Below are 23,843 nucleotides of genomic sequence, written 5' to 3' on the forward strand. Positions count from 1 at the left end.
GGAGCAATTTAATATGCATCTTTTAGTGCTACAAGGCCCAAATCTTAACATGCTTGGCCAACGTGAGCCAACAATTTATGGCTCAACCACGCTGGCCGATATTCATAGCGCTATGAACGCAAAAGCCGCCAGCGCAGCCATCGAATTGACCTTCGTGCAATCGAATCATGAAGGCGTGTTGGTTGATACCCTCCACGCTCATTATGGTCAGATTCAGGGCATTATTATCAATCCAGGCGCACTCACCCACTATGGTTTGAGCCTGCGCGATGGCTTAGCCTTGATGGATGTACCGATCATCGAAGTGCATTTATCGAACGTCTATGCACGTGAGGCCTTTCGGCATCACTCGGTGGTTGCGGCAATTGCCCAAGGCCAAATTAGCGGGCTTGGTTGGCAAGGCTATCTATATGCGCTCGATTGGTTTATCCAGCACAAAGCGGCTTAATCAGCCCATTGATCGATGATTGCTGGATGCTGACCCGCCTGCAAAAGCTGCGAGAGTTGCTGATGCTCAGCGGCAATCAAACGCTTAACCAATTCGCCTAAATACAACTCCCCCGCCGCAGTTTGGATGCGTTGAGCATAGCCAGCCCATGGAATTGCCGCGATGGCTTGGGCTAGCTGTTGACGTTGTTGTTGCCATTGCTCTAGGCTGTTGGCTGCATCAACCAACTGAGCTGGCCGATTGGCGTGAGCGGCACAATCATTGGTAGCTTGTTGCTCTAAGGCGATTAATTGAGCTAAATCTGTTGGCTGCACATACTGCATCGCCGCCAAACTAGCCGCCCGCGAGCTTTGTAATAATTCTAAAATGGCTTCTTGTTCAACAAAAACCGCCATGGCAACTCCTTAATTAACAACAAATCACGGTACGCACTCTATGATACGTACCGTGATGGATTTGCAATCGGTCGGGGGAAGGGCTTTCGGCTAGACCTGCTTGGATTCAGCTCGGCTACGGCGAACTTTGAGTACGCGGTTTACCACAAACCAAATCAGGCCTACAGCAATAATTCCCAAAGCAACTTTTTCATAGCGATCAACTAAGCCAAGCACATTTTCCCATTGCGAACCAAGCACAATCCCTGCATAGGTCAAAAGACCATTCCAGATCAATGAGCCAAAGGTTGTCCAAAGCAAAAAGCGCCCCATGGGCATGCGGTTCATGCCTGCTGGAATTGAAATCAAACTACGCACCAAGGGAATCAAGCGCCCAGTAAATACTACAATCTCGCCATATTTAGCAAAGAAGCCCAAGGTTTTATCAATATCAGCTTCGCTGATGAAGAAGAATTTGCCATAGCGGCGGATAAAGCGCCGAATAATCGTTTCGTCGGCCCACATGCCAATATAATAGAGCGCCAGCGCACCCAACACTGCGCCAATTGTGCCAGCCAACAATACTGCAACAAGGTTCATCTCGCCTTTGCCAACAATAAAACCGGCAAATGGCATCACCAATTCTGAAGGGATCGGGGGAAAGAGGTTTTCGGCAAACATCACCAACGCAATGCCTGGATAGCCAAGCGCCGTAATAATCGCAGTAATAATTTCTTGAACTTTGTCCATTATTTCTGACATGAGTGTTTCTGCTCCTTTAAGTGGGGGTTGGTGGGCGGCATTTGTAGGCCACGCTTGCAAACAATACCCTAATCTCGATATTTCGACAAGTGAGTCGAGGGGTCAGTTGCTAGGTTTCAGGGGCTTGTTGTTGATCCACGAAGGGCACGAAGGTTAAGTTTTTAGCCACAAATTCTACAGATTTGTTTAATGCTGCTGCGATAGCCAACTCACTTTGTGTTTGGCCGCTGCGTTAGAGATTGCGCATACGTCCTGGCAACTGACACCTGAATCCTAATCCCTTTTCATCCCTCATAATTCATCCTTCATCCTTAACTTTGCTTTATACTTAGGCTAACAACCAAACAGCGATGGAGGGATGGCGTGCACAAGCCCGATACCAAACGACTGATTCCCCCAGGTTTTTTCCTTTTAGCGTTATTTGGCATTTTCTTAGCGATTGTCTTTGCCACTGAATCAACGCCCATGGCCGAGATTCGCTTCAACGTGGATCGTGAGGCGGCCTTGCAGCGCTCGGAGGATGCGGTGCTGGGAGTGGGTGGCGATCCAAGCCAATTCACCCAAACAATCACGTTTGGCTCGAACAACGATGCTCAATCGTATTTGATTCGCGAAGGCAGCCGCGAATTGCTCAATCAGCGGGTTGACGAAGATCTCAATCTTGCCAGTTGGAATGTGCGTTTTTGGCGTGAGCTTGATCCTGAACAATGGTTGGTTAGCATTTCGCCAACCACAGGCCGAATTTTGGCGATTAATCATCTGCGCCCCGATGAAGCAGCAGGAGCGAAATTAAGTCAAGCTGAGGCCTTGTTAATAGCGCAAGACCAATTGCCAATTCCGCTTGAACAATTGAGCTTGCTCGATCAATTTACCACGCAACAGCCTAACCGTACCGACCATACCTTTATTTGGCAGCGCCGTGATATCACTGATGCCGAAGCCCAATATCGCTACAGTGTCACGATTGCTGGCGATCAATTAGGCCAACTCGGCGAGTATTATTGGTTGCCGCAGTCGTGGTATTTGGATAAAGATTGGCAACTGCGCCGTGGTGGCATTCTCAACCACACTGGTTGGACGCTGACCTATGCCCTAACTGCCTTGATTGGGGTGGCTTGGTTTATTCAGGCACGGCGAGGGCGGTTGCGCTGGCGTTGGGCCTTGCACCTTTTTGCGGCAGTTGCAGTAGTTGGTGTGTTGGTCATGCTCAACAGCATTCCGCTCGATTTGGCCCATTATGATATTAACCAAAGCCTGCCTGTTTATTGGGGTAATGTGCTCAGTGGCTATGTTGGTCAGCTCGTTGCCATTGCCAGCACGATCCTCTTGGCGGGCATGGCTGGCGAGGCGCTCGTTTGGGAAGAAACCGAAGGCACAGTTTCGTTGAGCGAAACCCTGACCCGCCGTGGATTAGTGAGTCGCCCAGTCGTGCAGGCTTTATGGATTGGCGGCTTGGTTGGAATCTTCCAATTAGGCTTTGTTTCGGCCTTTTATGCCTTGGGTAGCCGCTATTTTGGGGTTTGGTCGCCAGTTACGCCATTGTACGACGATACGATTGCTACACCGTTTCCAGCTTTGTATGGCATGGCACTGGGCTTGTTGCCCGCCATCGGAGAGGAACTGATCTTTCGCTTGGGCGGGATTATGGTGTTGACTCGCTATTTTGGCCGACCCAAACTGGCAATCATTGTCACGGCGGTGGTTTGGGCAGCTTTGCATGCCACCTATCCTCAACATCCATTTTATATTCGCGTGGTTGAATTAAGCATTATTGGGATTTTGTTTGGCTTTTTGAGCGTGCGTTACGGCGTGTTGGCCTCAATCGCTGCCCACTATACCTACAATGCCTCGCTGTATGTGCCGCTCTTTTGGAAAACTAATAACTTCTATTTGCTCAGCGGGATTGCCGCCGCCGCCTTGGTGTTGTGGTTGTTGATTCCTTCAATCATTCGCCAACTGCGTGGAGTTCCGCTTGAGAGCGATAATACGATTCGCGCCGCGCTGCCGCCGCAAGTGCCCGAGCCAGTTGTGCCTCAATTGAGCTGGCAATGGCGACGCGATTGGAAATTATTTGCTGGTTTATCGGGCTTGGTCGCGGTTATATTGCTGGTAATTGGGCTGAATCGTGCGCCTGCCTTGGCTCGCAACGGTGTGCGCCAAGATATGGTTACCCGCACCGAAGCGCTAGCCCAAGAACGCAATATCGATCTAACGGGCCTGAATCCCAGCGTGACGGTTGTGGCCGATTGGGTTGACCTTGATTTGGCCTACATCTACGATCAACTAGATCCTGAGCAAACCGCTGCTGCGATTGAAAAAGGCACAGTTCGGGCGTGGAGCGTGCGCTGGTCGAATTGGGATCGGCCTGAGTATAGCTGGTTGGTGTATCTCGATCCGGCTGGGCGTTTGCTGTCGTATCGCTTGAGTTTGCCCGAAAATACCAGCGCGATTTCAACCACACTGGAGCAAGCTCAAACGATTGCAACCACCCATGTCAGCCAATTTATCGCGCTTGAGCAGTATGAGTTGATCAATACCAGTACCAGCCAAAAGCCCAATCGTAGCGATTACACCTTTGTATGGCAGACCAAAATGCCATGGATTGCTGAGGCCTATCGGCGCTTTGAGGTGACGGTGGCAGGCGATCAAGTGATTACTAGCTCGTCCTCGATGTACACGCCGCCTGAATATCGGCGTGAGCGCGACCAAACCACCTTGAGCGAAAGTATTCTGAGCAATTTGCGCAGCGCCTTGCGCGGTATTCCGGCCACAATCTTGCCGATTTTAGGCTTGATTGGCATTTTTCGGCGGCGCACTGAGCTTTGGCCGTGGGTTTGGTTGGGGGTTATTGCCGGGATTGGCTACTTAATACAAGGTGCTGGGCGCTGGACATTTGCCCAAGTTAGCGAACTACCACGCTTTATTTTAGCTATCAGCCAAACCTTGGCTAATGCGGTCTTGAATGGTGGCGAGCTAGCCTTGTTAGGAGCAGGCGCAGCAACCGCTTGGAACCTGACCAAAAACGAACAACAATTGCCGCTTGAAGCCTTTATTCGGGCAATTCCGCATCGAATCCAAGATTTTGTGGCCGATCGGGCACAAGTTTTGCGGCGCGAAAGCATCGTATTGGGGATAATGATCGTGCCATGGATCTTGCTGATTCGCAGCAGCATTGGTTTTACAACCGCCAAAGCTGGTTTTTGGGCCAGCGTCCAACCCCTGAACGCACAATCAGCAATGCTTGATATACTATTACAGGCAACATTTGATGCAATTACGACAAGTTTGCTCTTGATCGGTAGCCTGAGCATGCTAACATGGGTAGTACGTGGGAAGCAGCAGATCGCCTTGGCAATCACCTGTCTTGGAATCGCATTGGTTCTCTTGCCGTTGCGTGAACCAGTTCAATGGCTTGTTTTAGGCCTAGCTGTGCTGTTGAGCTTTGGGCTTGGCCGCATGCTGCGCTGGAATGGCTTGGCGTTCACTGTTGCTTTATGGTTGGCAAACATTGTACCAGCCGCCCTAACCTTACTTGCAACAACCCCACTTGCATTGCAACTGAACGGCGCAGCCTTGATCGTGTTGCTCTGTGGCTTTTGCGGGTGGTATCTTGGTGGATGGTGGCAAACACAGAATGCAGAAAATTAATCAGACCTATACAATCACTCAGCGGGCTACTTGTTTGGTGTGGAGGATGTTATGAATTCATTGGCGGCAATCCCGCACCTTCACGATCTACCACAAGTGGTTGAAACCGTGAAACGGCGACAATTATCGGGCCGACTCACATGGATCGATCACATAGATCGGGTGCATTTATTTTTTGTGGATGGGATTTTACGCCATGGCCAAGTAGACCCACATGGCCAAATTGGCGAAGATGCGGTGGATTGGCTGTTGACGCGGCGTTCGGGCCATTTCGAGTGGAATGCCGCTGATAATTTGTTTAAACCGGCGCATAGTATTAATGCCGATATGGTGGCAAATTTTGATCGGTTGTTAACGATTATGGTCGAGGGCGAAATTTTAAATCGCCCACCTGAGCACGATTTTGCCCTGGAGTTTTTTGGACTCAGTGCTGCACCAATTCCCAAGGCCGCATTAATTCCTCAGCCTGTGCGGCGTTCGTTGGTGCTGCCACCAGGCGAACACGACCCCAACAGTAGCAAGCAATTGCAAAGCCTGCCCTTGGGCAAACAATTGGAATATTTGCAAACCCGCCGTTTCTCTGGTTATGTCTACTATCAACCAGGGGCGCAAAGCACGGGCTTTGTGATGGGGATTGTGCTGTTCAGCGAGGGCCATCTACGTGGCGTGCATGCCCAAGATTTGTCCAACGATCAGTGGTATAGCGCCAATCAGGCATTGCAACATTTGGCCAATGCCCATTCACAGCCAGAACTCTACCAAACTCCCGCCCGTTTGATCGATGCATGTGCCGCAATTGTTGGGGCTGATCCCAGTCGGCCTGTGGCGATTGCTGCTTCTAAAACGATTTTGCAACAAGTAGTGAACGATGTGCATAAACGCAGCGCTACTGGCGCGGTGCAATTATGTGTGCCCGATAAACCAACCCTATATGTGCCGTTTTACCAAGGCCAAGTGATTGGTATCTTGGAGCATGAATCGGGCAATAGTCGCTTGAAACCAATGCCCAATAATCATCCATTACCCTTTGGTGTACCCAATATCACCTTGCGTGTGCTCGAACAGGCCACCAAATAACCATTAAGGTCAGCTATGTCGCAACAAACCGAAATTATCGCTGGCTTAGAGCACTTGGCGCAACACTTTGTGCGCTCGGTGCAAAGCCAGCTTGGAATTGAGCTTGAATATAATCACGTGGCGGTGAAATGGCTCAATACCTATATCGAACAAATTCGCCCCAATTATGCGCCTGAACAAGTGCCGCCCAACTTGGTTCAATCGCTTGGGGCGTTTCTTGGAGCCTGCATTATTGCCAATTACGGCGGACGTTGGGGCCACGAACACGAAAGCAACGATTGGGGCATTGCGCTGCCTGTCCAAGGGGGCGATATCTGGATTTATCCCTTCAACAAAGTCTATAAACATATTGCTGCTGGTGAAGAACATTCAGTCCGCATGTTTTACGAGGCTATTCCCAATCTGATCGATCCTAGCCGCAATTGGGGTGGGCCGCAAAGCATCGAGCTTACAACATAGAGCATAGAACGTAAGCATGAGGGATCGATTTAGCGATCGGGCGGTAGTCGCTCGATCGCTTTTTTAACGCTGAGGAGTATATGATTATCGGCTATTAGATTAACAAAAGGCGGAGGTTCGGGTCGCGCCCATACCAATCAACCTTTGTTATACACTGTTTCAGCAGGTGGATAACAAATAACTTCCAGCACATTCCCATTTGGGTCGCGTAGATAAAAGCCTTTTGTACCATCACGATGGCGATCGATCGGTTGGTTATGTTGGGTTGCTAAGGCGTTTAATTGCGTTTCATTAACCCGCACCGCCACATGCGGCGGATGTTGATAGGCCATAACCAACGCTAATTTTCCTTGGCCAATCCGTAAAAAAGCCCATGTCTCATCAGCATATAATACCTGCGCCCCACATTGCTCAACATACCAAGCAGTTGATTCAGCAATATTATTAACTACAACCGCAACATGATCCATTTCCATGGAGAAGCTCCTTGCTAGAGTAAGCGCTGATAGTGCTGGGCTAATTGTCGCCCAATTGCTTGCCAATCGTAATCTTGGGCGATCAATTGCCTACCTGCATCGCCGAGTTGTTCGGCCAAACGTGGTGTTCGCAAAATGCGCACAAGCGCTGCAGCAAATGATTGCGGCGTTTCGGCAAACAGGGCATGGGTTTCGTGCTTAAGTGCCAAGCCTTCAGCCGCCAAACTTGTCGTTACCAAAGGCAAACCTGTCGCCAAACCCTCTAAAATTTTAATCCGCACACCGCTACCCCAAAAAATTGGCGCTGCCACCACCCGACTTTGACGATAAACTGCCTGTAAATCGTCAATTGTGCCTGGTACTTGAATTGTAGCACTGGCAAGTTGTTGAATTTCAGGCGTAGGGCTGCGGCCTGCCAGCATCAAGCGGGCTTCAGGCATTTGGGCTTGAACCAACGGCCAAACCTCACGCGCCAACCATAACGCCCCTTCAACATTCGGCGGATGAAAATAGTTGCCCACAAACAACACTTGCTGCGGAGCCTGAGGCTGGCGACATAGCGGCCATTGGCTTAAATCAACTCCCGCTGGCACGGTTACGATGTTGAGTTTTGGTTGCCAACGAGCTAGGGTTCGTTGATCCGTTTCGCTCAGCGTAACTAGCAAATCACACTGGCGCAAGGCTCGCTGCTCATACAGCCACAAGCTGAGCAATCCAGCCAAGCGGCGGGCGCGGAGTTTCCAATGTTTTTCGCGTTGTAAGCGTCGCCATTGAGCCACAAACCCAACCTGATGTACGGTACAAATAATTGCCTTCAGCCCCAAATGGCGAGCAAATGGGGCATACTGGGCCATGGTTGTGCCTTCAAGTTGCAGCAAATCCGGCAGCTTGGTCGCCCAGCGTTGTTGCAAATAATCGCGCATGGGCTGCGAAAACTCCAAATGCACCGCTGGTGGATCAATTCCCCGATGCTTAGGGTTGCTTGGCGCGAAGGCATGTAGATCACGACACCATTGCGGCAACGGCCCCCAATCGACTGTTTGCGGTTGGTTGGCTAAACAATAACTATCAACAGTATAATAATCACTTAATTGACGTAGCGCATTCAAACTATGGTTTTTTGCACCAGCATGGGCTGGATACAGTGGGGTTGGGGTGAGTATACTGAGGCTTGCAGGTTGCATCAATCGGCCTACCGAAGCTAGAGAACCATTGGTCCAAGTATAGCAGACGAACAGAGAACATAGGGTCAAATCAGAAGTCAAAATAGGGATCAGGGGTCAGGATTCAGGGGTCAGGGTTTAGCACACAGAGATTTGGCTCTAGGCTATGGGCTATCGGAACCTAATCCTAACAATCTGTAACAAAATTAGGGTTCGGCATTTGGGCTATGGGATAGTACGCGCGAGTGAAACCCAACCCCTGAACTCTGTCGCCTCGCGCTGAACCCTACCCCCTGAGGCCTGAATCCTAATCAAAAAAAGGAGCAACGATGAAAATTGCATTTCTATCAGCAGAATGGGCTAATCTTGGATTGTTCTCGTATGCTGTGCCCGATCAATTATTGCAGCCCTATTTGCCAACTGGCTTAGAGCTTGATCGGCGTGATGGCTCGGCGTTCGTAAGCTTAGTGGTATTTGATTTTCTGCAAACCAAAGTTTTAGGCGTGGCGTGGCCCGGCTTTCGCAATTTTGCCGAGATGAATTTGCGCTTTTATGTGCGCCGTGGGCAGCAACGCGGAGTGGTGTTTGTGCGCGAAATCGTGCCTCAATGGCTGGTCGCCACATTAGCCAACGTCATTTATAACGAGCCGTATGTGGCCGCTCCATTGCAGAGCCATACCCAATTCAGTGCCAACCAAATCACGGTTGAGCACAATTTATATTGGCAAGGCCAAACCAATTTGGTCAAGTTAACCGCTAGCAAACAGCTGTATCACCCAAGTGCCGATAGCACCGAACACTTTTTCAAGGAGCACGAATGGGGCTTTGGGCGCAAGCGCAACGGCAAGCCAATCGTCTATCGGGTTGAACATCCTGAGTGGGATGTTTATCCAGTGGAGCGTTATCAACTGCAATTTGATTGGGGCGCGATTTATGGCCCTCAATGGGCTTGGCTAGCAAACGAAACGCCCTATTCAGCAGTCTTGGCTAAAGGCTCAGCTGTCAAGGTTTTTCCCCATCAAAAATTGCCAAATGGCTAATAAAGAGCATAGAACATAGAGCATAGGGGGTCAGGATTCAGGGGCTAGGGGTCAGATTTAACTCATAGCCGCAGCAAAACAATGGCTATAGGCTATCAAAATAATTTGTGGCTAAAAAATTAACTTCGCGATCTTCGTGCTCTTTGTGGATCAAACTATGCTCTATGTTCTATGTTCTATGTTCTATGTTCTATGTTCTATGCTACTCGCAGCACAATTTTGCCGACATGCTGGCTTGATTCAAGCAAGCGATGGGCAGCACTGGCTTCGGCCAAATCAAACACCGCTTCAATGACTGGCTGAAATGTGCCATCGGCGAAGCGTGGCAGCACATCGGCCAGCATTTGTTGAGTTAACGCAGCTTTAGCGGCAATTGGGCGGGCACGCAAGGTTGTACCACAAACTGTCAAACGTTTGAGCATCAGCGTGCGCAGATCAAGTTCAGTTTGTGCTCCACCCATTGTCGCGATAATCACCAAGCGCCCGCCAACCCGCAGGCTGGCCAAATTATCCTTGAAATAACTGGCTCCTAACATATCCAAAACGACATCAACGCCTTGCTGCTCAGTCAGGGCTTGCACTCGTTCAGGCCAGTTTTCAGTTCGATAGTTGATGCCTGCGACTGCCCCTAATTCGCGGCAACGGGCAATTTTGGTTTCAGAACCAGCAGTAATCAGCACTTCAGCGCCACGCCAACGCGCTAGTTGAATTGCCGCCGTGCCAATGCCTGAGCTGCCGCCGTGCACCAACAAGCGTTCACCAGCACTCAAGCGGCCCCAATTAAACAAATTGTCGTAGGCGGTCATCCAGACTTCGGGAATCGCCGCAGCTTGTTCGTAGCTCAAATTGTCCGGAATTGGCATGGCTAGCTCAGCCGGAATCACCACCTGTTGTGCATAACCGCCGCCTGGCAGCAAGGCACAAACTCGCGTGCCAAGCGCTGGAGTTGTGACACCTGCACCATGGCCAATCACCTCGCCTGCGATTTCTAGCCCCAAAATCTCTGAAGCTCCCGCTGGCGCTGGATACATACCACGGCGTTGCAAAATATCGGCCCGATTGACAGCAGTCGCATACACCCGAATCAACAATTCGCCAGCTTGCGGCTGCAAATCGGCAACTTCGGCCAACTGCAACACATCAGCATCACCAGCCTGCTCAAACACAATTGCTTGCATAATTACCTCATCAAATGATAAAAATACCCCTCACCCGCCGCTGTGGGAGCTAGTTCTTATAGGGGGTTGATGCTTCGAACCAATAAGCGTATAGTTTATCGGTGGATGGTTGCCCGCCACGGCATGCCCTTGAGTGGGTGCAGGGGGGATTAAAGCTCGTCCGTCGCAAACGTCAGGTCTTGGCCTTCAATATCGGCATGCCCTTGAGTGGGTGCAGGGGGGATTAAAGCCCCCTGCATCTCCCGCCTTGAGGCGGGACGGAAGGGTGGTGATCATCGATCCATAGCGATGGTCAATAATTTGGTTAAAAACCGGCCCTTGAAATGAATATGAATTGGGGTGAGGGGGTAGTTTCATAAACATTTAAAATGTTAGTGGATCAGCAGGAATTGGTGCATCGTTAGCTTTGAGTCGTTCGCTGATCAAGGCTTTGATCTTAGCTCCATGCTCCCAATCAGCCTGTTCGGTTGGCGTTTCGACCAACAAACGCGGAATCGCGGTTGGTCGGCCATCAATTCCGACCGAAACCATCGAATAAAAGCCAGTTGTACACCAGCGGCGCTCGCCCGAAATTGGATCTTCAGCCCAGGCATCGATCCGCACAATCAACGAAGTCGTGCCCGTGTAAATCACTTTGGCCAACATATCAACCAAATCACCATGGTGAATTGGCGTGCGAAAATCGATGCGTTCGGTCGAAGCAGTAACAACTTGCTGGCGGCAAAAGCGAATCGCCGCAATCGCCGCCGCACGGTCCATCATCGCCAATACTTCGCCGCCAAACATCGTGCCATGATTATTGGTTTGGCCAGGTAGCACAATATCCGACATGCGGATTAACGGAGTTCGGCGGATTGGACGCTCGTTCATGCAGCACCTCGCAGCCGCAGCAGCACCTGATAGTAGGCTAAGCCCAAGGGGCCACTCATCAAGGTGCAAATCAGGGCCGGCACAACCAACCAATGCGGAATTTGTTTCTCTTGAGCATCGCGCAAAATCGCCCGCCCAACAAAGAAATCAAAGACCAAATAATGCGTCCAGCCAGCAAATGTGCCTTTGGGGCCACCTTCTTGAAACAATTTGCCGATTGAATCGAGGGTTGGATTGAGCATCGAGCTAAAACTAAAGCCATTGCCTTCGTTTTCGACCAATGCACCACCCAACATGGCTGCGTATAGTCCGCCCATCCCAATAAAAAAGCGATCATCGTTGATCACCCGTTGAGTCCAACGCGAACGTGGTGCGCCGATCATCAACAGCCAGCCTGGAATAATCGCCAAATTTGCGAGGCGGAACAGGCGATCCAACCACGGTGAACGCGATGTTTGCATAACCAACTCCTATTGGCGAAAGATATAACTAATAGATACAACCGTTATGCCCCAAAGCACAATATCGGCCAACATCGGCAAATCCTTGAGTAATAACTCCTCAGGGCTGCCGCCTTCATCCTTTTTATAGACCAAGTAGAGATAGCGAAAAATCCCATAGATCACAAATGGCACAGTGATTAACATTAGTGGGAAAGGACTCGTAGGTATATGGGGATTGGTTGGGTTAAGCGTATACAAAATATAGGCAATCAAAGTGCTGGCGGTAATCAACGAAATCATCTCTTGCAGCAGCTCGGTTGAATATTCTTCAAGCACACGGCGATGGCTACCAGCCCCAGTTTCGAGCAACACCAACTCATGGCGACGTTTGGCCAGCGCCAAAAACAGCGATAGCAGACCAGTACAAATCAACAACCAAGGCGAAATATCGATGCCAAGCACCACCGCGCCCGAAACTGTGCGAAACACAAAGCCCGCCGCAATAATAAACACATCGAGAATCACCACATGTTTGAGTCGAAATGAATAGGCTAGTTGCATCACGACATACACAGCCAAAATAATTGCAACCCCACGACTGAGCATCCAGGCCAAGGGCAAGCCTATAACCAAGAAAATCAGGGTTGCGACAATCGCGCTACTTGGGGCAAGGTGGCCACTAGCCAATGGGCGATAACGCTTTTTAGGATGATCGCGATCCTTCTCAATATCGACCAGATCATTGATCAAATAAATTGAGCTAGCGATCAAACACCACAAACCAAAGGTTGCGAGCACTCGTAGCAGGCTTTGCGGGTTGGTCAGTAGTAGATCGTTGGCAAAAATTAAGCCCGCAAACACAAAAATATTTTTCACCCACTGCTTGGGGCGCATGGTCAAAAACAGATATTTGGGCATTTTCGATAATTGAGGTTGAACCGCTTTATATGGCTGTTGCATACGAATAACTCTACTCCTTGAGCCTGACGAATCGATTTCGCCTAGCGTTGATCATTCTACCTACCCATTGCATGTGCGTCAAACGTGATCGTGGAGTGAGGGGCTAGGGGTCAGGAGCCAGGTTTTAACGCAGAGCATACGAGGGGGCAGGATTCATGGGGCAGGGATGAGAAAAACGTATGAGTGGAATGCTAGCAATTCGTGACAAAAATAACTCCTGACCTCTGATCACTAGCCCTTGACCCCGCGATCATAAATTTAGGACTATACACAGCGCGATGATATGGTATACTAGCCGCGTTGAGTATCCCATGAGAGGCGATGCCGCCCACGCAATACATCATTCCAGCTGGTTTGATGTCGTCACTTGTCAAATTGTTTTTGCCTAATTGTTGGCAGTTTTAGGTGGTAATGGGTGACCGTACTCGATCACTCGCCAGAATTAAATGGCATGCCACAACCAAAATGACTGCCCAGGAGCACATTGGAATCCCTATGAACAAACCCAAGCAGGATGTTGCGGTTTTTATCGACTTCGAGAACATTTATGTTTCAGTTCGAGAGAAGTTCGACGCTACCCCTAATTTCGAAGCATTGATGGAACGTTGCGAGGACTATGGCCGTGTTGTAGTTGCTCGCGCTTACGCCGACTGGTATCGTTACCCACGGATTACCAGCGCTTTGTTTGCCAATAATATCGAACCGATGTATGTGCCAACCTACTATTATGATAAGGACGAAGGCCGAATGGGCCGTCCAATCAAAAATAGTGTGGATATGCACATGTGTATCGATGCAATGCGCACGCTTTACACACGCACTAATATTGGTTCTTATATCTTTATCACTGGCGATCGTGATTTCATTGCCTTGGTCAACTGTGTGCGCCAAGAAGGTAAAGATGTAATTATCGTTGGCATTGGCGGGGCTGCCTCCAGTCATCTCGCTCAAAGTGCCGATGAATTTTTGTTCTACGAGCAAATTGTTGATATTCGCCCGATGGGTGGCCGTCGCAACGAGCGCCACGAAAAAACCTTCGAGCGGGTCGAACGCCCAGAACGGGTTGAACGTAACGATCGCAGCGAACGCCCTGAACGCAGCGAACGCCCTGAACGCACTGAGCGTAGCGAACGTAATGGCCGCGATGACCGCCGCCGCGAACGCGAACGCCCTGAAAAGCATGCCGAGCCAAATTTCGAGCGGCTTGATTCACGTTCGGAGAAAACGACCGAACCACGAGTTGAAAAGCCTGCTGAAAAAGCCCCCGAAATCGTGGTGCGGCCAGCTCCAAGCACCGCGCCAGTTGTCGCAGCAACCCCCAGCAATCCCGATGCAGCAATTTACGATAAGTTGGTTGAGGCCTTGCACTTAGCCCGTAAACGTGGCTATGTGACTTCATTTGGCTCGCTCAAGGTTCTGATGAAAGAACTTCTGCCCAACTTCAAAGAAAGTCGCTATCGCGATGCCCAAGGCAAACCGTTCACCAAATTTACCGATTTTGTGCGCGAAGCCGAACGGCTTGGCAAGATTCAAATCTTCACCAGTGGCACGGTGAATGAAGTCTTCTTGCCCGATGAAGATCCCTACAAGCTCTCGCAATTTGCTGAAGATTTGCCCTCAGTTGAAGCCGAGCGCGAACTCGAACAAGAGCTTGAGTTGCAAGCCGAATCAATCGCCCCAATCACAATCGAAACGATTGGCATCGCCGATGAGCCGATGGAATTGGCTGATGGCGAGGAAGTTGCCCCAAGCAGCGAACGTGGCGACCGCAATGGCCGTCGTCGCCGTCGCCGTGGCAGCAGCCGCACTGAACAACCAGCCGTCGATGTGCTGCCCGAAGAGTTGAGCGACACAATCCTTGTGCCAGCACCAACCGAAGGTTTCAGCTTTGGCGAACGTGAATGGCAGTTGTTCTATCAGGTGATGGGCGTTTATAGCGAGCCAGTGCCATTCGCCGATATCTTTAACGATCTCCGCGAAATGCGCAATACGGCTGAGCTTGATCTAACTAATAATGCCTTGAAGGAATTGATCAAACAAGCAATTAACGAAGGCAAAGTCCAGCGCTCAAATCGTGGAGCCAAAGCCCACTATCGCTTGGTGCTCAACCCTGAGCAGTTTGATGGGTCAATCCCAGCCTTCGATCCAAGCGATCTTGCCGCCTTTGATGATGGCCCAAGTTTGCCTGACTTGGTTGATGAAGAGCCACATTTGTTGCCAGCTATGATTGGTGGCCAAACCATCGCAATTGACGATGATTACACCGCGCCAATCGATGAAGTGGCCTTGCCCGAAAGCTTTGAAGAACAGCCGTTGCCCGAAAGCGATGCCGATTATTCGTTTGCCGAGCCAATCGAGTATGAAGCACCTGTAGCAACACCAACCGCAGCCATCAAGCCACGCAAGCCCAGCCGCCGCCGCAAATCGATTGTGCCGTTGAGCGTAGCCGAAGCCATTGCCGCTAGCGTTGCCAATGATCCAGCGCCCGAGCCTGTGGTTGAAGTTGAAGCTGTGGCCGAGCCGGTGGCTGAAATTATCAGCGAGCCAAGTGTTGAACCTGCGGTTGAGGCAATGGCCGAGCCGGTGGCTGAAAAGCCCAAAAAGCGTGGTGGCCGACGGAAAGCTGCCGAGCCAGTTGAAGTCGTTGAGGAAAAACCCAAAAAAACCACGCGCCGCAAAAAGGTCGAGCCAGTCGTTGAAGCACCCGCTCCAGTCGAGCCAGCTAAAAAACCACGTCGCCGCAAAAAGGCCGCCAGCGAACCTGGAGAAGAAGCGTGAGTTGGCCTGAACAGGCAATTAAAATCTGTGGTGTGCGTAGTGTCGAAGCCGCTGTAACAGCGGCTTTGGCAGGCGCAGACCTGATTGGCATGATCTTCGCTCCCAGCAAACGCCAAATCGAGCCAAGCTTGGCGCTCGAGATTGTTCAGGCTGTACGGGCAACCGCCACGCCAAGTCAATTGGTTGGGGTGTTTGCCAATGCTAGCGCCGCCGAGATTAATCAACTTGCCCAGCAGGTTGGCCTCGATCTGGTGCAGCTTAGCGGCGATGAAGATCCAATGATCGTCAATGAAATTCCATTTCCATTGCTTAAAGCTGTCCGTTTAACCAATCAAAATAATGAGCAAGCGTGGTATGATATAGCCCAAAGCCATCAACAAGTGCGCTTGGTGGTCGATGCTCATGTGCCAGGCTCATATGGTGGGGCTGGAGTGTTGGCCGATTGGTCAGCCGCCGCCCAATTGGCCCAAACAACGCCCTTATTGCTGGCGGGCGGGCTAGAACCAACCAATGTGGCTCAAGCAATCCAAACAGTCGCCCCATGGGGGGTAGATGTCAGCAGCGGCATTGAAACCGCTGGCATCAAAGATCTAACTAAAATAACCCAATTTGTAAAAACCGCGCAGCAAGCTTTGGATGCACTGCGTGTTGCTAGGAGGAATGCATGAAATTTGGTAAATTGTTGCGCTTCGGTATCATCGCTGGTGCAGGAGCCTTGGTTTATCGGGTTTATAAACAATATAAAGCGGATCAAGCATTTGAGTTGGCTCCGGTCAGCAATTTAGGCTCAAACACCGCCGCCGTCAGCGCCAGCAGCACCAAACGCTCAATCAGCCCCGAGTTGCTGGAAATCTTGGCTTGCCCAGTCGATAAAAAACCAGTCGAATTGTATAACGATGCCAGTGGCAAAGAATGGCTGCTCAACCCACGCAACGGTTATCGCTACCCAATCGAAGATGGGATTCCGATTATGTTGATCGATGAAGGCGAAAAAAATAAAGATACCAGCCTGATTCGCGCCTAATTTGTCCAGCGTGGAACCCTATTACGGAAGGGAAGCCCTCCGGGCTTCCTTTTGTTGTTACTTGGAGTCTGGATCATGCCAAACCTCGCTGAACTTTCGACCTTCTTGCAAACCATCTTAGAGACCGAGTATTTTCCAAGTGAAGAACGGGGTACGATCTATATTTCGTCAGTGCGGCCTATTCGCCGCATGGGCTTTGCACTCGATCCATGGCCAACCTTACCATCATGGCTTGAACACGAAGATCTCGATGCGATCTTTTTGCATCGCCCACAACAACTTGATCGCGATACTGTGCCGCCAACCCGTGGGGTACTCTATGCAGGAGCACCCTTTGACGAACGCTTGACAATTGGCTTTGTGCCACGCTTGGCCGAGGTTTTGGGCTTACGCGGGCGTTCGCCCATGGCCGATAAAAGTGGCCGTCCCTTGGGCATGGTCGGCGATCTGCCCAAACCAGTGACCACTGCCGAATGGCGACGTTTGGTCATGGATATGTATGGCGGGGTCGATGAGGTTTGGGAAAATAATGTTCAATCGATCCGTAAGGTAGCGATTGTTAACCAAATTACCCCAGCCCTAGTGCAAGAGGCCGCAAATCGTGGCGCTCAAGCCTTCCTCACGCCAATTTTGCGTGAATCAGCCCAAGCGAGCTGTCGCGCCAATAATATGGCAGCCTTCAGCACTGGCATCAAACGAGCTGAACATTGGGGCTTACGCACCCTCGCAGGCATGATCCGCGAGCGCTGGGCCGGCGTGCGCACAGCGATTTTCGAAGATCGCGGCCAATAGCAGCGTATTCATCTTGATTTGCTACCCCTTCCGTTCCTTCGCCAGGGGGAAACCTTACAAGGGTAGGTTTTAATGTGCCCTCACCCCCAGCCCCTCTCCCACTGCGGCGGGCGAGGGGAGTCGCACTCTTCATGCGGCGATGGTTCCCCTCGCTCGCTCGGCGGGAGAGGGGGTTAGGGGGTGAGGGCATCCAAATCGACTCCAAATCTCACCCAATCATTGTTAAAAACCTACCCTTGTAAACTGCGTTTCCCTCCGGCGGAAGGATGGCGAAACAAAGCCTTCCATTGAATCATATTCAGGTTGGTAGCATAATCAGCTTTATAGCATACGCTTAACTACCGCAACAATGATAATAATTGATGAATCTCAGGATATTGGGCAAATTCTTGTAAATCGGCGCGAGCTTGTTGGATTAAGCGCTGTTGATCATCACCATTGCGCTGAGCGTTGAGCGCATCACTCACTGCTACTTCAGCATCGCTCAGCGCATGACGAAACGGGCTACGTTGGCTACGGGCCATCGGCAATAGATGCTGAATCATATCGGCAGCTTGTTGCAAGCTTGAAGCAGCTTGGCCACTATGTTGATCAACCGTAATTGTGCCCGTATTAACTCCTGCAACCACCCCATACACCGAGCTATTGTTGAGATTAACCGTGCCAGTATTTTGAACTGGTGCTTGCTGGCGATAATGCTCAAGCACCGCCTGCAATGAGGCTCCCCGTGCAGGATCATTTTGATGGTTATGGCCACGTTGACCCAGCACCAGATTGATTTGCTCGATCATCGCTTGGGTTTGGCTAATTTGGGCTTGGGTTTCAGCAGGCACGCTACCAGCACCCCATTGCCCAGCCTGTTGCGCCAGCATGCTCAAATTTTTGCGATGCTGCTCACGTAAATCATACAAATTTTGAGTGCTCATTTGCTCTAACATTGAAAGTTGCATAAATCTCAGTTCCTTTATTCGGCGTGACCGATAATCAAGCGCACACCAATATTCGGGCCATGGCTAAACGGACGATGCTGCAAGCGCGAACGACAACGAGCAAAATAGCGATTATGAAACCACGAACCACCACGCACAGCGACCATCAAATCGCGATGTTGCAGCCGACGATTACGCGTGGTTTGTGGGTCAAGTTCAAGGTCGCGATTGATGCTATTGGTCCATTCACAAACATTGCCCGCTAAATCCATTGGGCCATCGCTCCACGTGCCATAGGGAAACATGCCAACCGGAGTTGGTTGCTCGAGCTCGCTTTCACTGGTGTTAGCATGATCATTGCGCCATTCATCGCCCCAAGGGTATTCACGCTCGCTATGTTGGCTGGCGGCGAGTTGCCATTCAGCTTCACTCGGCAAGCGTACCACCAAATTTGGCCCAAGTGCATCAAGTTGAGGCCGTAGTTGCACGGTGAGCCAAGCACAAAAGGCATTCGCTTCGTACCAATTAACCCCAACAATTGGCTGGGTTGGGTGGTTGAAACGCTCGTTATGCCATAAATCGGGCAAGCGCCGCGGAGCTGCCCACGGTGGCAAACCATGCAACCACGAAGGATCACCGCGTCGCCAATGTCGCGCATCGTCGTTCTGCCACCACTGATCATCTAAATACCCGCGGGCGGCAACAAATTGGCTATACTCAAAGTTGGTCAAAAGATAGCGGCTCATCCAAAAGCGCTCAACGCTATAGGTTTGGGGGCGGGCATGGGGATCTTCCAGCTCAACGCTGCCAGCATGAATGCATACAACCCGCTCCGTCAATGCAATCAATGCTCCATCTTCGCCAATAAAGCGCGTATCGCCGATTGCGCCCAACACTAAGGCCGCCCGCAAACGGGTGGGAAAGGCGATGCGTGGTGGTGCCCAACGCCGCACACCTCGACTACTGCCACTCAAGCCGCCAATATTTTTGAGATGGTTGACTGCCTGCTGCCATAGATTACGCCGCCCAGCACTGGCAACTTTGGCTTTGCCAATTGCCAAAAGTAAATGCGAGCCTTGTACCTGTTCATCGGGCATGCCCCCCAGCAAATCTTGAATCACTCCAAAAATGAAGCTTTGTTTTTGAATATAGGGCGCAAAATTAGCCATGTAGTGCAAGCAAACCCGCCAATGCTCGCTGCCAGCCCGTTCGATACATTCATCGTGACGCTCTTGATTGAGCAAATACATGCCTGCTAAAAATTGCTGAAACAAACGATGGGCAAAATCATAATGCGGATTATCTTGTTGATTATTGCTGGCCTCTTGTAACAAGCCATTACTATTGATCAAGCGCAAGGTTGCATTACCAACCGCCTGCGAAAGCATATGAATTTGATTGGGATGCGGATAGCGATCGCTATAATAGCGCTGCACCACCATGTTAATTTGCTGCAAACTAAGCAAGGCTTTGCCCTGAATTTCTTCTTGGCTATGAGCGTAATAGCCTAACAATGCAACCAAGTCATACAAATCTTCAAGTGAAACGGCAATCGCCTCAGGCGCACGACGTTTGAGCAATTCGTCAATACAAATATGCAGCAATTTGCCTTCGCTCTCGGGTAAATCGGTGTGCACCATATTTACATGCACCGTCAGTGCCAAGAGCAACGGCGTGCGCGTTAGTTCATGCAACATCCCCGATTTCATCAACTCGGCATGCAGTTTAGCATGCTTTTTACGAATGCTAACAATATCAGCGTGTGAGGCATGCAAACGCCCCAGTTCGCTATAGTAATTGGTGATATACACATGTTGAGCCGTCAGATCAAATGGCATCAACTGAATTGTCGGCCAATCGTAGAGCTGGCGCGAGGGAAACGGCGGCGGCAGTGGATGCTCATAATCAAACACCCGACATGTGACGATAATTCGACTTTTGTGAAACATGCGCTGGGCATGTTCGATACAGCGTTTGACGGCGGCCAGATGTTCGGGCTGCACTTCATCAAGCCCATCGAGCAACAATAAGCCATTGCCATTGATCAATAATTCTTCAATTGCATCTTGCAGCCGTTGTTGGCGCTCAACTTCGATTCGCTGAAAGCCAACATCGCTGTTGATGGCGCGTTGGCCAAAACGCCCAGCCAATTGCAATTCGGTCACGACTTCCCAAAAAGCGGCGGCAGTTTGTTGCTCAGGGTCGGCTGGAGGTTGCACATGTTTGAGCCGCACGCGCACTGGCACAAGTTTGGTGTGCATCCAACCTTGGCTATGCAAAAATTCAGCTTTGCCTGGATCGAGCAAGGCCGCCGCTTGGGCCGAAGCCAGATACGAAACCACGGTAGTTTTGCCACCACCAGGCACACCCAAAATCACTGAACGCTGATGTTGAATTTGATTGAGCGCCTTGAGAATCGAATCTTGTAATTGCGGGCGTGGCTGTGGGCTACCCAACAGCAGCGATTGCAACAAGGCATCACCAGCAATCGGCCCATAAAAATCGGCTTGCAGCATGGTAAATACCCGCTGCAACGACATGCGCTCTTGATCGCTATCTTGGACATCAGTTCCAAGCACCAAGCGATCAGCGTTGCCCTGAACATGGGCCAGATAGTGCAAAATCAATTGATCAGTGCGCTCACCAGTGCTCAAGGGCGCATTAAAAACTTGGTTAATCCAAACATGACCAAGGTTGGTCATCACGCTCGAACCATAAACTTGACCTTGAGCAGCGGCAGGGGCAGGCGATTCGACAACAGCGGCGGCTTGTTGAGCCAACAAACTTAGTTGGTGTTGATGTTGGCCAATCATCTGATCAAGCGCCTCAATTAAATCTTGGTCGCTTTCTTGGGCACGGCGGGCTTGTAGATTAATAATTTTCTGACGGATTCGCTCAACATCGTGCATAGGCCGCCTCATGGATTACAAAAAAATACCATACATTGTAGTATGGCATAAAATAGCTCAAACGGGGGATGCCTATCCCCCGCCATTTGTCCATAAAGGGTTAGCCTATAGGGGTTAATCCCTGAAGAATTTCACATCGTAGCCCAGCCAACGGAGTTCGTTGGGCTTTTGTCGCCAATTCTCGCGCACCTTGATCCAGAGGTCGAGATAAATTTGGCGGCCAAGTGAGCGCTCGATTTCAAAGCGCGAGGTTGCGCCAATTTTGCGCAGCATCGAGCCACCCGCGCCAATGATGATGCCTTTTTGCGAATCTTTTTCGACCGAAATATTGGCGCGAATATACACAACTTTACCGCGATCTTCCCATTCTTCAACTTCGACTGCGATTGAATGGGGAATTTCTTCCTCGGTGTTGAGCATGACTTTTTCGCGAATCATCTCGGCGACCAAGCTGCGCTCGGAAACATCGGAAAGTTGATCTTCGGGGTAGAGCCGATGGCCAACTGGCAAGCGCTGAACAATTTCGGCCAATAAGGTTTCCATGCCCAATTTATCGCGGGCCGAAACCGCCACTTCCATCTCCCACGGCGCGAGGTCACGATATTCTTGCAGATGCTTATCGGCTTCATCAGTTGCATCGACTTTATTGAGCACCAAAATATGTGGCTTGCGTGAGAGCAAGACCATCTGGGCAATTTCACGATCCATGCGGTTGGGCGGCACGGTAATATCGACCATAAAACAGATTACATCGGCATTCGGGACAGCACGTTTGGCCACATCAACCATAAAATTACCAAGTTTATGGCGTGGCTTGTGAATTCCAGGCGTATCCACGAAAATAATCTGAGCATCGGGACCGTTGAGAATCCCACGCACTGGCACGCGAGTGGTTTGGGGTTTGGGCGAAACAATCGAGACTTTTTGGCCAAGGTAGGCATTCAACAAGGTCGATTTGCCAACATTGGGCTTGCCAACCAAAGCGACAAAGCCGCTATGCACTTCTTGATCGGTTGGCAGCAAGGGCTTGGGCAAGTTCGGATTGAGTTTGATTGGTTGATGAACGGCTGGCCCATCTTCGTCCTCGTCCTCAGCCTTGGCTTCAGCTTTAACCCCAAGTTTGGCATCGGCTTGCTCGTCAGCATCCTCAGCGTCCTCGTCAAACTCATCGCCAGCCTCTTCGTCAAAGGCCACCAGCCATGGGTTGAGTACGTCGAGGCGTTCGTTAAGGCCAAATTCGATCATTGCTTGAACTTCAAGGCCTAAGGCGCGGCCTTTGCGATCAAGATCAATAATCGCGTCGTAGGGCAACTCTTCGGTTGCGGCAACGACATGCTGACCAAAACTCAGGGTTAATTGCTGGGCGGCCTCGTCGTAGCTTAATTCTTCAAAGCCTTGGGCATATTGCAAAAAGCTCTTTTTCGGTGCTGAGGCCAATTGCAACCGTATACCAACAATCTGCCCAGCAGCATCTAATAAAAAGACCCCTGGAATTTCCAGTTGGCTGGCATCGTCGCCTTCGTTAATATCGGTAAAGTAGGCGTATAACGCCCGTGCATCAGCATCAAAAGTAAGTTCTAACATAACTCCATCAAATTCTAGTGTTAAGCACTTTAAGGTTGAATTGGAACAGCGGTTCCGGAAAGACTACCACCACTACTAGTTGGTGTTGGGGCAACGCTGGGTTGGGCGGTGCTATCAGTTGGGACATTGGCTGGCGCAGTTGGTTCAATTGCATTGGGCTGTTGCGTAGCCATTTGATTGGCACTACCAGCACAATCGCCAACTTTGCTCACAATCACCGTCACATTAGTATAATCGACAGCATAGAGCAAATCGCTAATATTTTTTTGAGCCTCAACTGCCGCGCGATCAAGCACACCGCTTTCACAAGCGCTGGCAGTAATCGATTGTTCAGCAAAACTGCGAGCGTTACTTTCTAAATTAATATCACCACGACTCAGCCAACCTTGTTCCCGATCATAGACCCGCGTCGCTTGATTATCAAGGCGCGAGTAGATGATCCGAGCCGGTGGCAAAGTAATTTTAATCGACTTGCCTTCGATCACAATCTGATCATCGCGGAGTTCGCTCATATCGATGCCAGCAGCTACTTCGCCGCGAGCCTGCAACAGAATTCGATCACCATAGAGCAATTCTTGGAAGAAGTTGCCTTCACTCCGCGCCTCGATCACTTGATCGGCCTGATACGAAAAGGTGATCCACTCGTCACGAGCACGTAATTGTTGCACAATCGCTGGGCCTTGGGCGTTATTGACGGTTTGAGGTTTAGTAAACCACAGACCAATGGGATCGAAAAGGCCCGTAATTGATAGCACGACCATAATCCCAAGTGCTCCGATGAGCAGAAAAAACAAACTACTAATACAACCAGAGTTGCGTTGACGATACATTAGGAGCCTCCTTTGATGAAGCTCAATCATTAAGGTACTTGCTAGTATAGCCGAAAAATGCTGGCGTGGTGCATTTTCTGCTATAGCTTGCACTATAAG

Annotated in this window: 21 protein-coding genes; 9 read left to right on the forward strand and 12 right to left on the reverse strand. The window is 50.4% G+C overall.

What is annotated here, in order from left to right; all coding sequences use genetic code 11:
• Positions 1–13 precede the first annotated feature (13 nt).
• Positions 14–448, forward strand: a complete 435-nt coding sequence (gene aroQ, locus ABEB26_RS06025; protein WP_345721075.1) for a type II 3-dehydroquinate dehydratase — start codon at positions 14–16, stop codon at positions 446–448.
• Here aroQ and ABEB26_RS06030 read toward each other — a convergent pair.
• Together ABEB26_RS06030 and ABEB26_RS06035 are read right to left on the reverse strand one after the other, a co-directional pair.
• Positions 445–843, reverse strand: coding sequence for a hypothetical protein (locus ABEB26_RS06030; RefSeq protein ID WP_345721076.1), 399 nt, complete (start codon positions 841–843; stop codon positions 445–447). The two genes, aroQ and ABEB26_RS06030, sit on opposite strands and share 4 nt — an antisense overlap.
• Positions 844–933: 90 nt before the next feature.
• Positions 934–1,584, reverse strand: coding sequence for a DedA family protein (locus ABEB26_RS06035; RefSeq protein ID WP_345721077.1), 651 nt, complete (start codon positions 1,582–1,584; stop codon positions 934–936).
• Between the two features lie 363 nt (positions 1,585–1,947).
• Between ABEB26_RS06035 and ABEB26_RS06040 the strand changes: the two genes are divergently transcribed.
• Genes ABEB26_RS06040 through ABEB26_RS06050 form a run of 3 tightly spaced genes read left to right on the forward strand, consistent with a single transcriptional unit; the run spans position 1,948 to position 6,768 of the window.
• Positions 1,948–5,232, forward strand: a complete 3,285-nt coding sequence (locus ABEB26_RS06040) for a CPBP family intramembrane glutamic endopeptidase (RefSeq protein WP_345721078.1) — start codon at positions 1,948–1,950, stop codon at positions 5,230–5,232.
• A gap of 51 nt (positions 5,233–5,283) precedes the next feature.
• Positions 5,284–6,309, forward strand: a complete 1,026-nt coding sequence (locus ABEB26_RS06045) for a hypothetical protein (protein WP_345721079.1) — start codon at positions 5,284–5,286, stop codon at positions 6,307–6,309.
• Between the two features lie 15 nt (positions 6,310–6,324).
• Positions 6,325–6,768, forward strand: a complete 444-nt coding sequence (locus ABEB26_RS06050; protein ID WP_345721080.1) for a DUF3806 domain-containing protein — start codon at positions 6,325–6,327, stop codon at positions 6,766–6,768.
• A 137-nt stretch (positions 6,769–6,905) separates the two neighbouring features.
• On the opposite strand, the gene ABEB26_RS06055 is transcribed toward ABEB26_RS06050, so the two are convergent.
• Both ABEB26_RS06055 and ABEB26_RS06060 read right to left on the reverse strand, forming a co-directional pair.
• A complete protein-coding gene (locus tag ABEB26_RS06055; protein ID WP_345721081.1) occupies positions 6,906–7,244 on the reverse strand; it encodes a VOC family protein in 339 nt (112 codons plus the stop codon).
• Positions 7,245–7,258: 14 nt separating this feature from the next.
• The gene (locus tag ABEB26_RS06060) at positions 7,259–8,428 is read right to left on the reverse strand and encodes a glycosyltransferase family 4 protein (protein WP_345721082.1); all 1,170 of its coding nucleotides are present in this window, start codon (positions 8,426–8,428) and stop codon (positions 7,259–7,261) included.
• 308 nt (positions 8,429–8,736) lie between these two features.
• On the opposite strand from ABEB26_RS06060, the gene ABEB26_RS06065 reads away from it, so the two are divergent.
• Positions 8,737–9,447 (forward strand): YqjF family protein, encoded by a 711-nt coding sequence (locus ABEB26_RS06065; RefSeq protein WP_345721083.1) that lies wholly within the window; start codon positions 8,737–8,739, stop codon positions 9,445–9,447.
• 197 nt (positions 9,448–9,644) lie between these two features.
• Here the strand turns inward: ABEB26_RS06065 and ABEB26_RS06070 are convergent, their stop codons facing one another.
• From ABEB26_RS06070 to ABEB26_RS06085, 4 genes are all read right to left on the reverse strand, one after another.
• Positions 9,645–10,625, reverse strand: a complete 981-nt coding sequence (locus ABEB26_RS06070; protein ID WP_345721084.1) for an NAD(P)H-quinone oxidoreductase — start codon at positions 10,623–10,625, stop codon at positions 9,645–9,647.
• A 363-nt stretch (positions 10,626–10,988) separates the two neighbouring features.
• The gene (locus ABEB26_RS06075; RefSeq protein ID WP_012190778.1) at positions 10,989–11,495 is read right to left on the reverse strand and encodes an acyl-CoA thioesterase; all 507 of its coding nucleotides are present in this window, start codon (positions 11,493–11,495) and stop codon (positions 10,989–10,991) included.
• Positions 11,492–11,956, reverse strand: a complete 465-nt coding sequence (locus tag ABEB26_RS06080; protein ID WP_345721085.1) for an ABA4-like family protein — start codon at positions 11,954–11,956, stop codon at positions 11,492–11,494. Before ABEB26_RS06080 ends, ABEB26_RS06075 begins: the two co-directional genes overlap by 4 nt.
• Positions 11,957–11,965: 9 nt before the next feature.
• The gene (locus ABEB26_RS06085; protein ID WP_345721086.1) at positions 11,966–12,898 is read right to left on the reverse strand and encodes a decaprenyl-phosphate phosphoribosyltransferase; all 933 of its coding nucleotides are present in this window, start codon (positions 12,896–12,898) and stop codon (positions 11,966–11,968) included.
• Between the two features lie 495 nt (positions 12,899–13,393).
• Between ABEB26_RS06085 and ABEB26_RS06090 the strand changes: the two genes are divergently transcribed.
• The 4 genes from ABEB26_RS06090 to ABEB26_RS06105 all read left to right on the forward strand — a co-directional run bounded on the left by ABEB26_RS06090 (position 13,394) and on the right by ABEB26_RS06105 (position 17,492).
• Complete coding sequence (locus ABEB26_RS06090) at positions 13,394–15,676, forward strand: NYN domain-containing protein (protein WP_345721087.1); 2,283 nt, start codon at positions 13,394–13,396, stop codon at positions 15,674–15,676.
• Positions 15,673–16,344, forward strand: coding sequence for a phosphoribosylanthranilate isomerase (locus tag ABEB26_RS06095; protein WP_345721088.1), 672 nt, complete (start codon positions 15,673–15,675; stop codon positions 16,342–16,344). The genes ABEB26_RS06090 and ABEB26_RS06095 overlap by 4 nt, the downstream gene beginning before the upstream one ends.
• The gene (locus ABEB26_RS06100; RefSeq protein ID WP_345721089.1) at positions 16,341–16,700 is read left to right on the forward strand and encodes a Trm112 family protein; all 360 of its coding nucleotides are present in this window, start codon (positions 16,341–16,343) and stop codon (positions 16,698–16,700) included. Before ABEB26_RS06095 ends, ABEB26_RS06100 begins: the two co-directional genes overlap by 4 nt.
• Positions 16,701–16,775: 75 nt before the next feature.
• Positions 16,776–17,492, forward strand: a complete 717-nt coding sequence (locus ABEB26_RS06105) for a Nif3-like dinuclear metal center hexameric protein (RefSeq protein ID WP_345721090.1) — start codon at positions 16,776–16,778, stop codon at positions 17,490–17,492.
• Positions 17,493–17,830: 338 nt separating this feature from the next.
• On the opposite strand, the gene ABEB26_RS06110 is transcribed toward ABEB26_RS06105, so the two are convergent.
• The 4 genes from ABEB26_RS06110 to ABEB26_RS06125 all read right to left on the reverse strand — a co-directional run bounded on the left by ABEB26_RS06110 (position 17,831) and on the right by ABEB26_RS06125 (position 23,744).
• Complete coding sequence (locus ABEB26_RS06110; RefSeq protein WP_345721091.1) at positions 17,831–18,442, reverse strand: hypothetical protein; 612 nt, start codon at positions 18,440–18,442, stop codon at positions 17,831–17,833.
• A 14-nt stretch (positions 18,443–18,456) separates the two neighbouring features.
• Entirely contained in the window at positions 18,457–21,330 is a 2,874-nt protein-coding gene (locus ABEB26_RS06115; RefSeq protein WP_345721092.1) for an SUMF1/EgtB/PvdO family nonheme iron enzyme, read from the reverse strand.
• A 114-nt stretch (positions 21,331–21,444) separates the two neighbouring features.
• Positions 21,445–22,914, reverse strand: a complete 1,470-nt coding sequence (gene era, locus ABEB26_RS06120; protein ID WP_345721093.1) for a GTPase Era — start codon at positions 22,912–22,914, stop codon at positions 21,445–21,447.
• Positions 22,915–22,943: 29 nt separating this feature from the next.
• Positions 22,944–23,744 carry a DUF4230 domain-containing protein gene (locus ABEB26_RS06125; protein WP_345721094.1) on the reverse strand — a complete coding sequence of 267 codons (801 nt, stop codon included), beginning with the start codon at positions 23,742–23,744 and terminating at the stop codon, positions 22,944–22,946.
• Positions 23,745–23,843: the final 99 nt, after the last annotated feature.

This window comes from Herpetosiphon gulosus, assembly GCF_039545135.1.
Lineage (GTDB): Bacteria > Chloroflexota > Chloroflexia > Chloroflexales > Herpetosiphonaceae > Herpetosiphon > Herpetosiphon gulosus.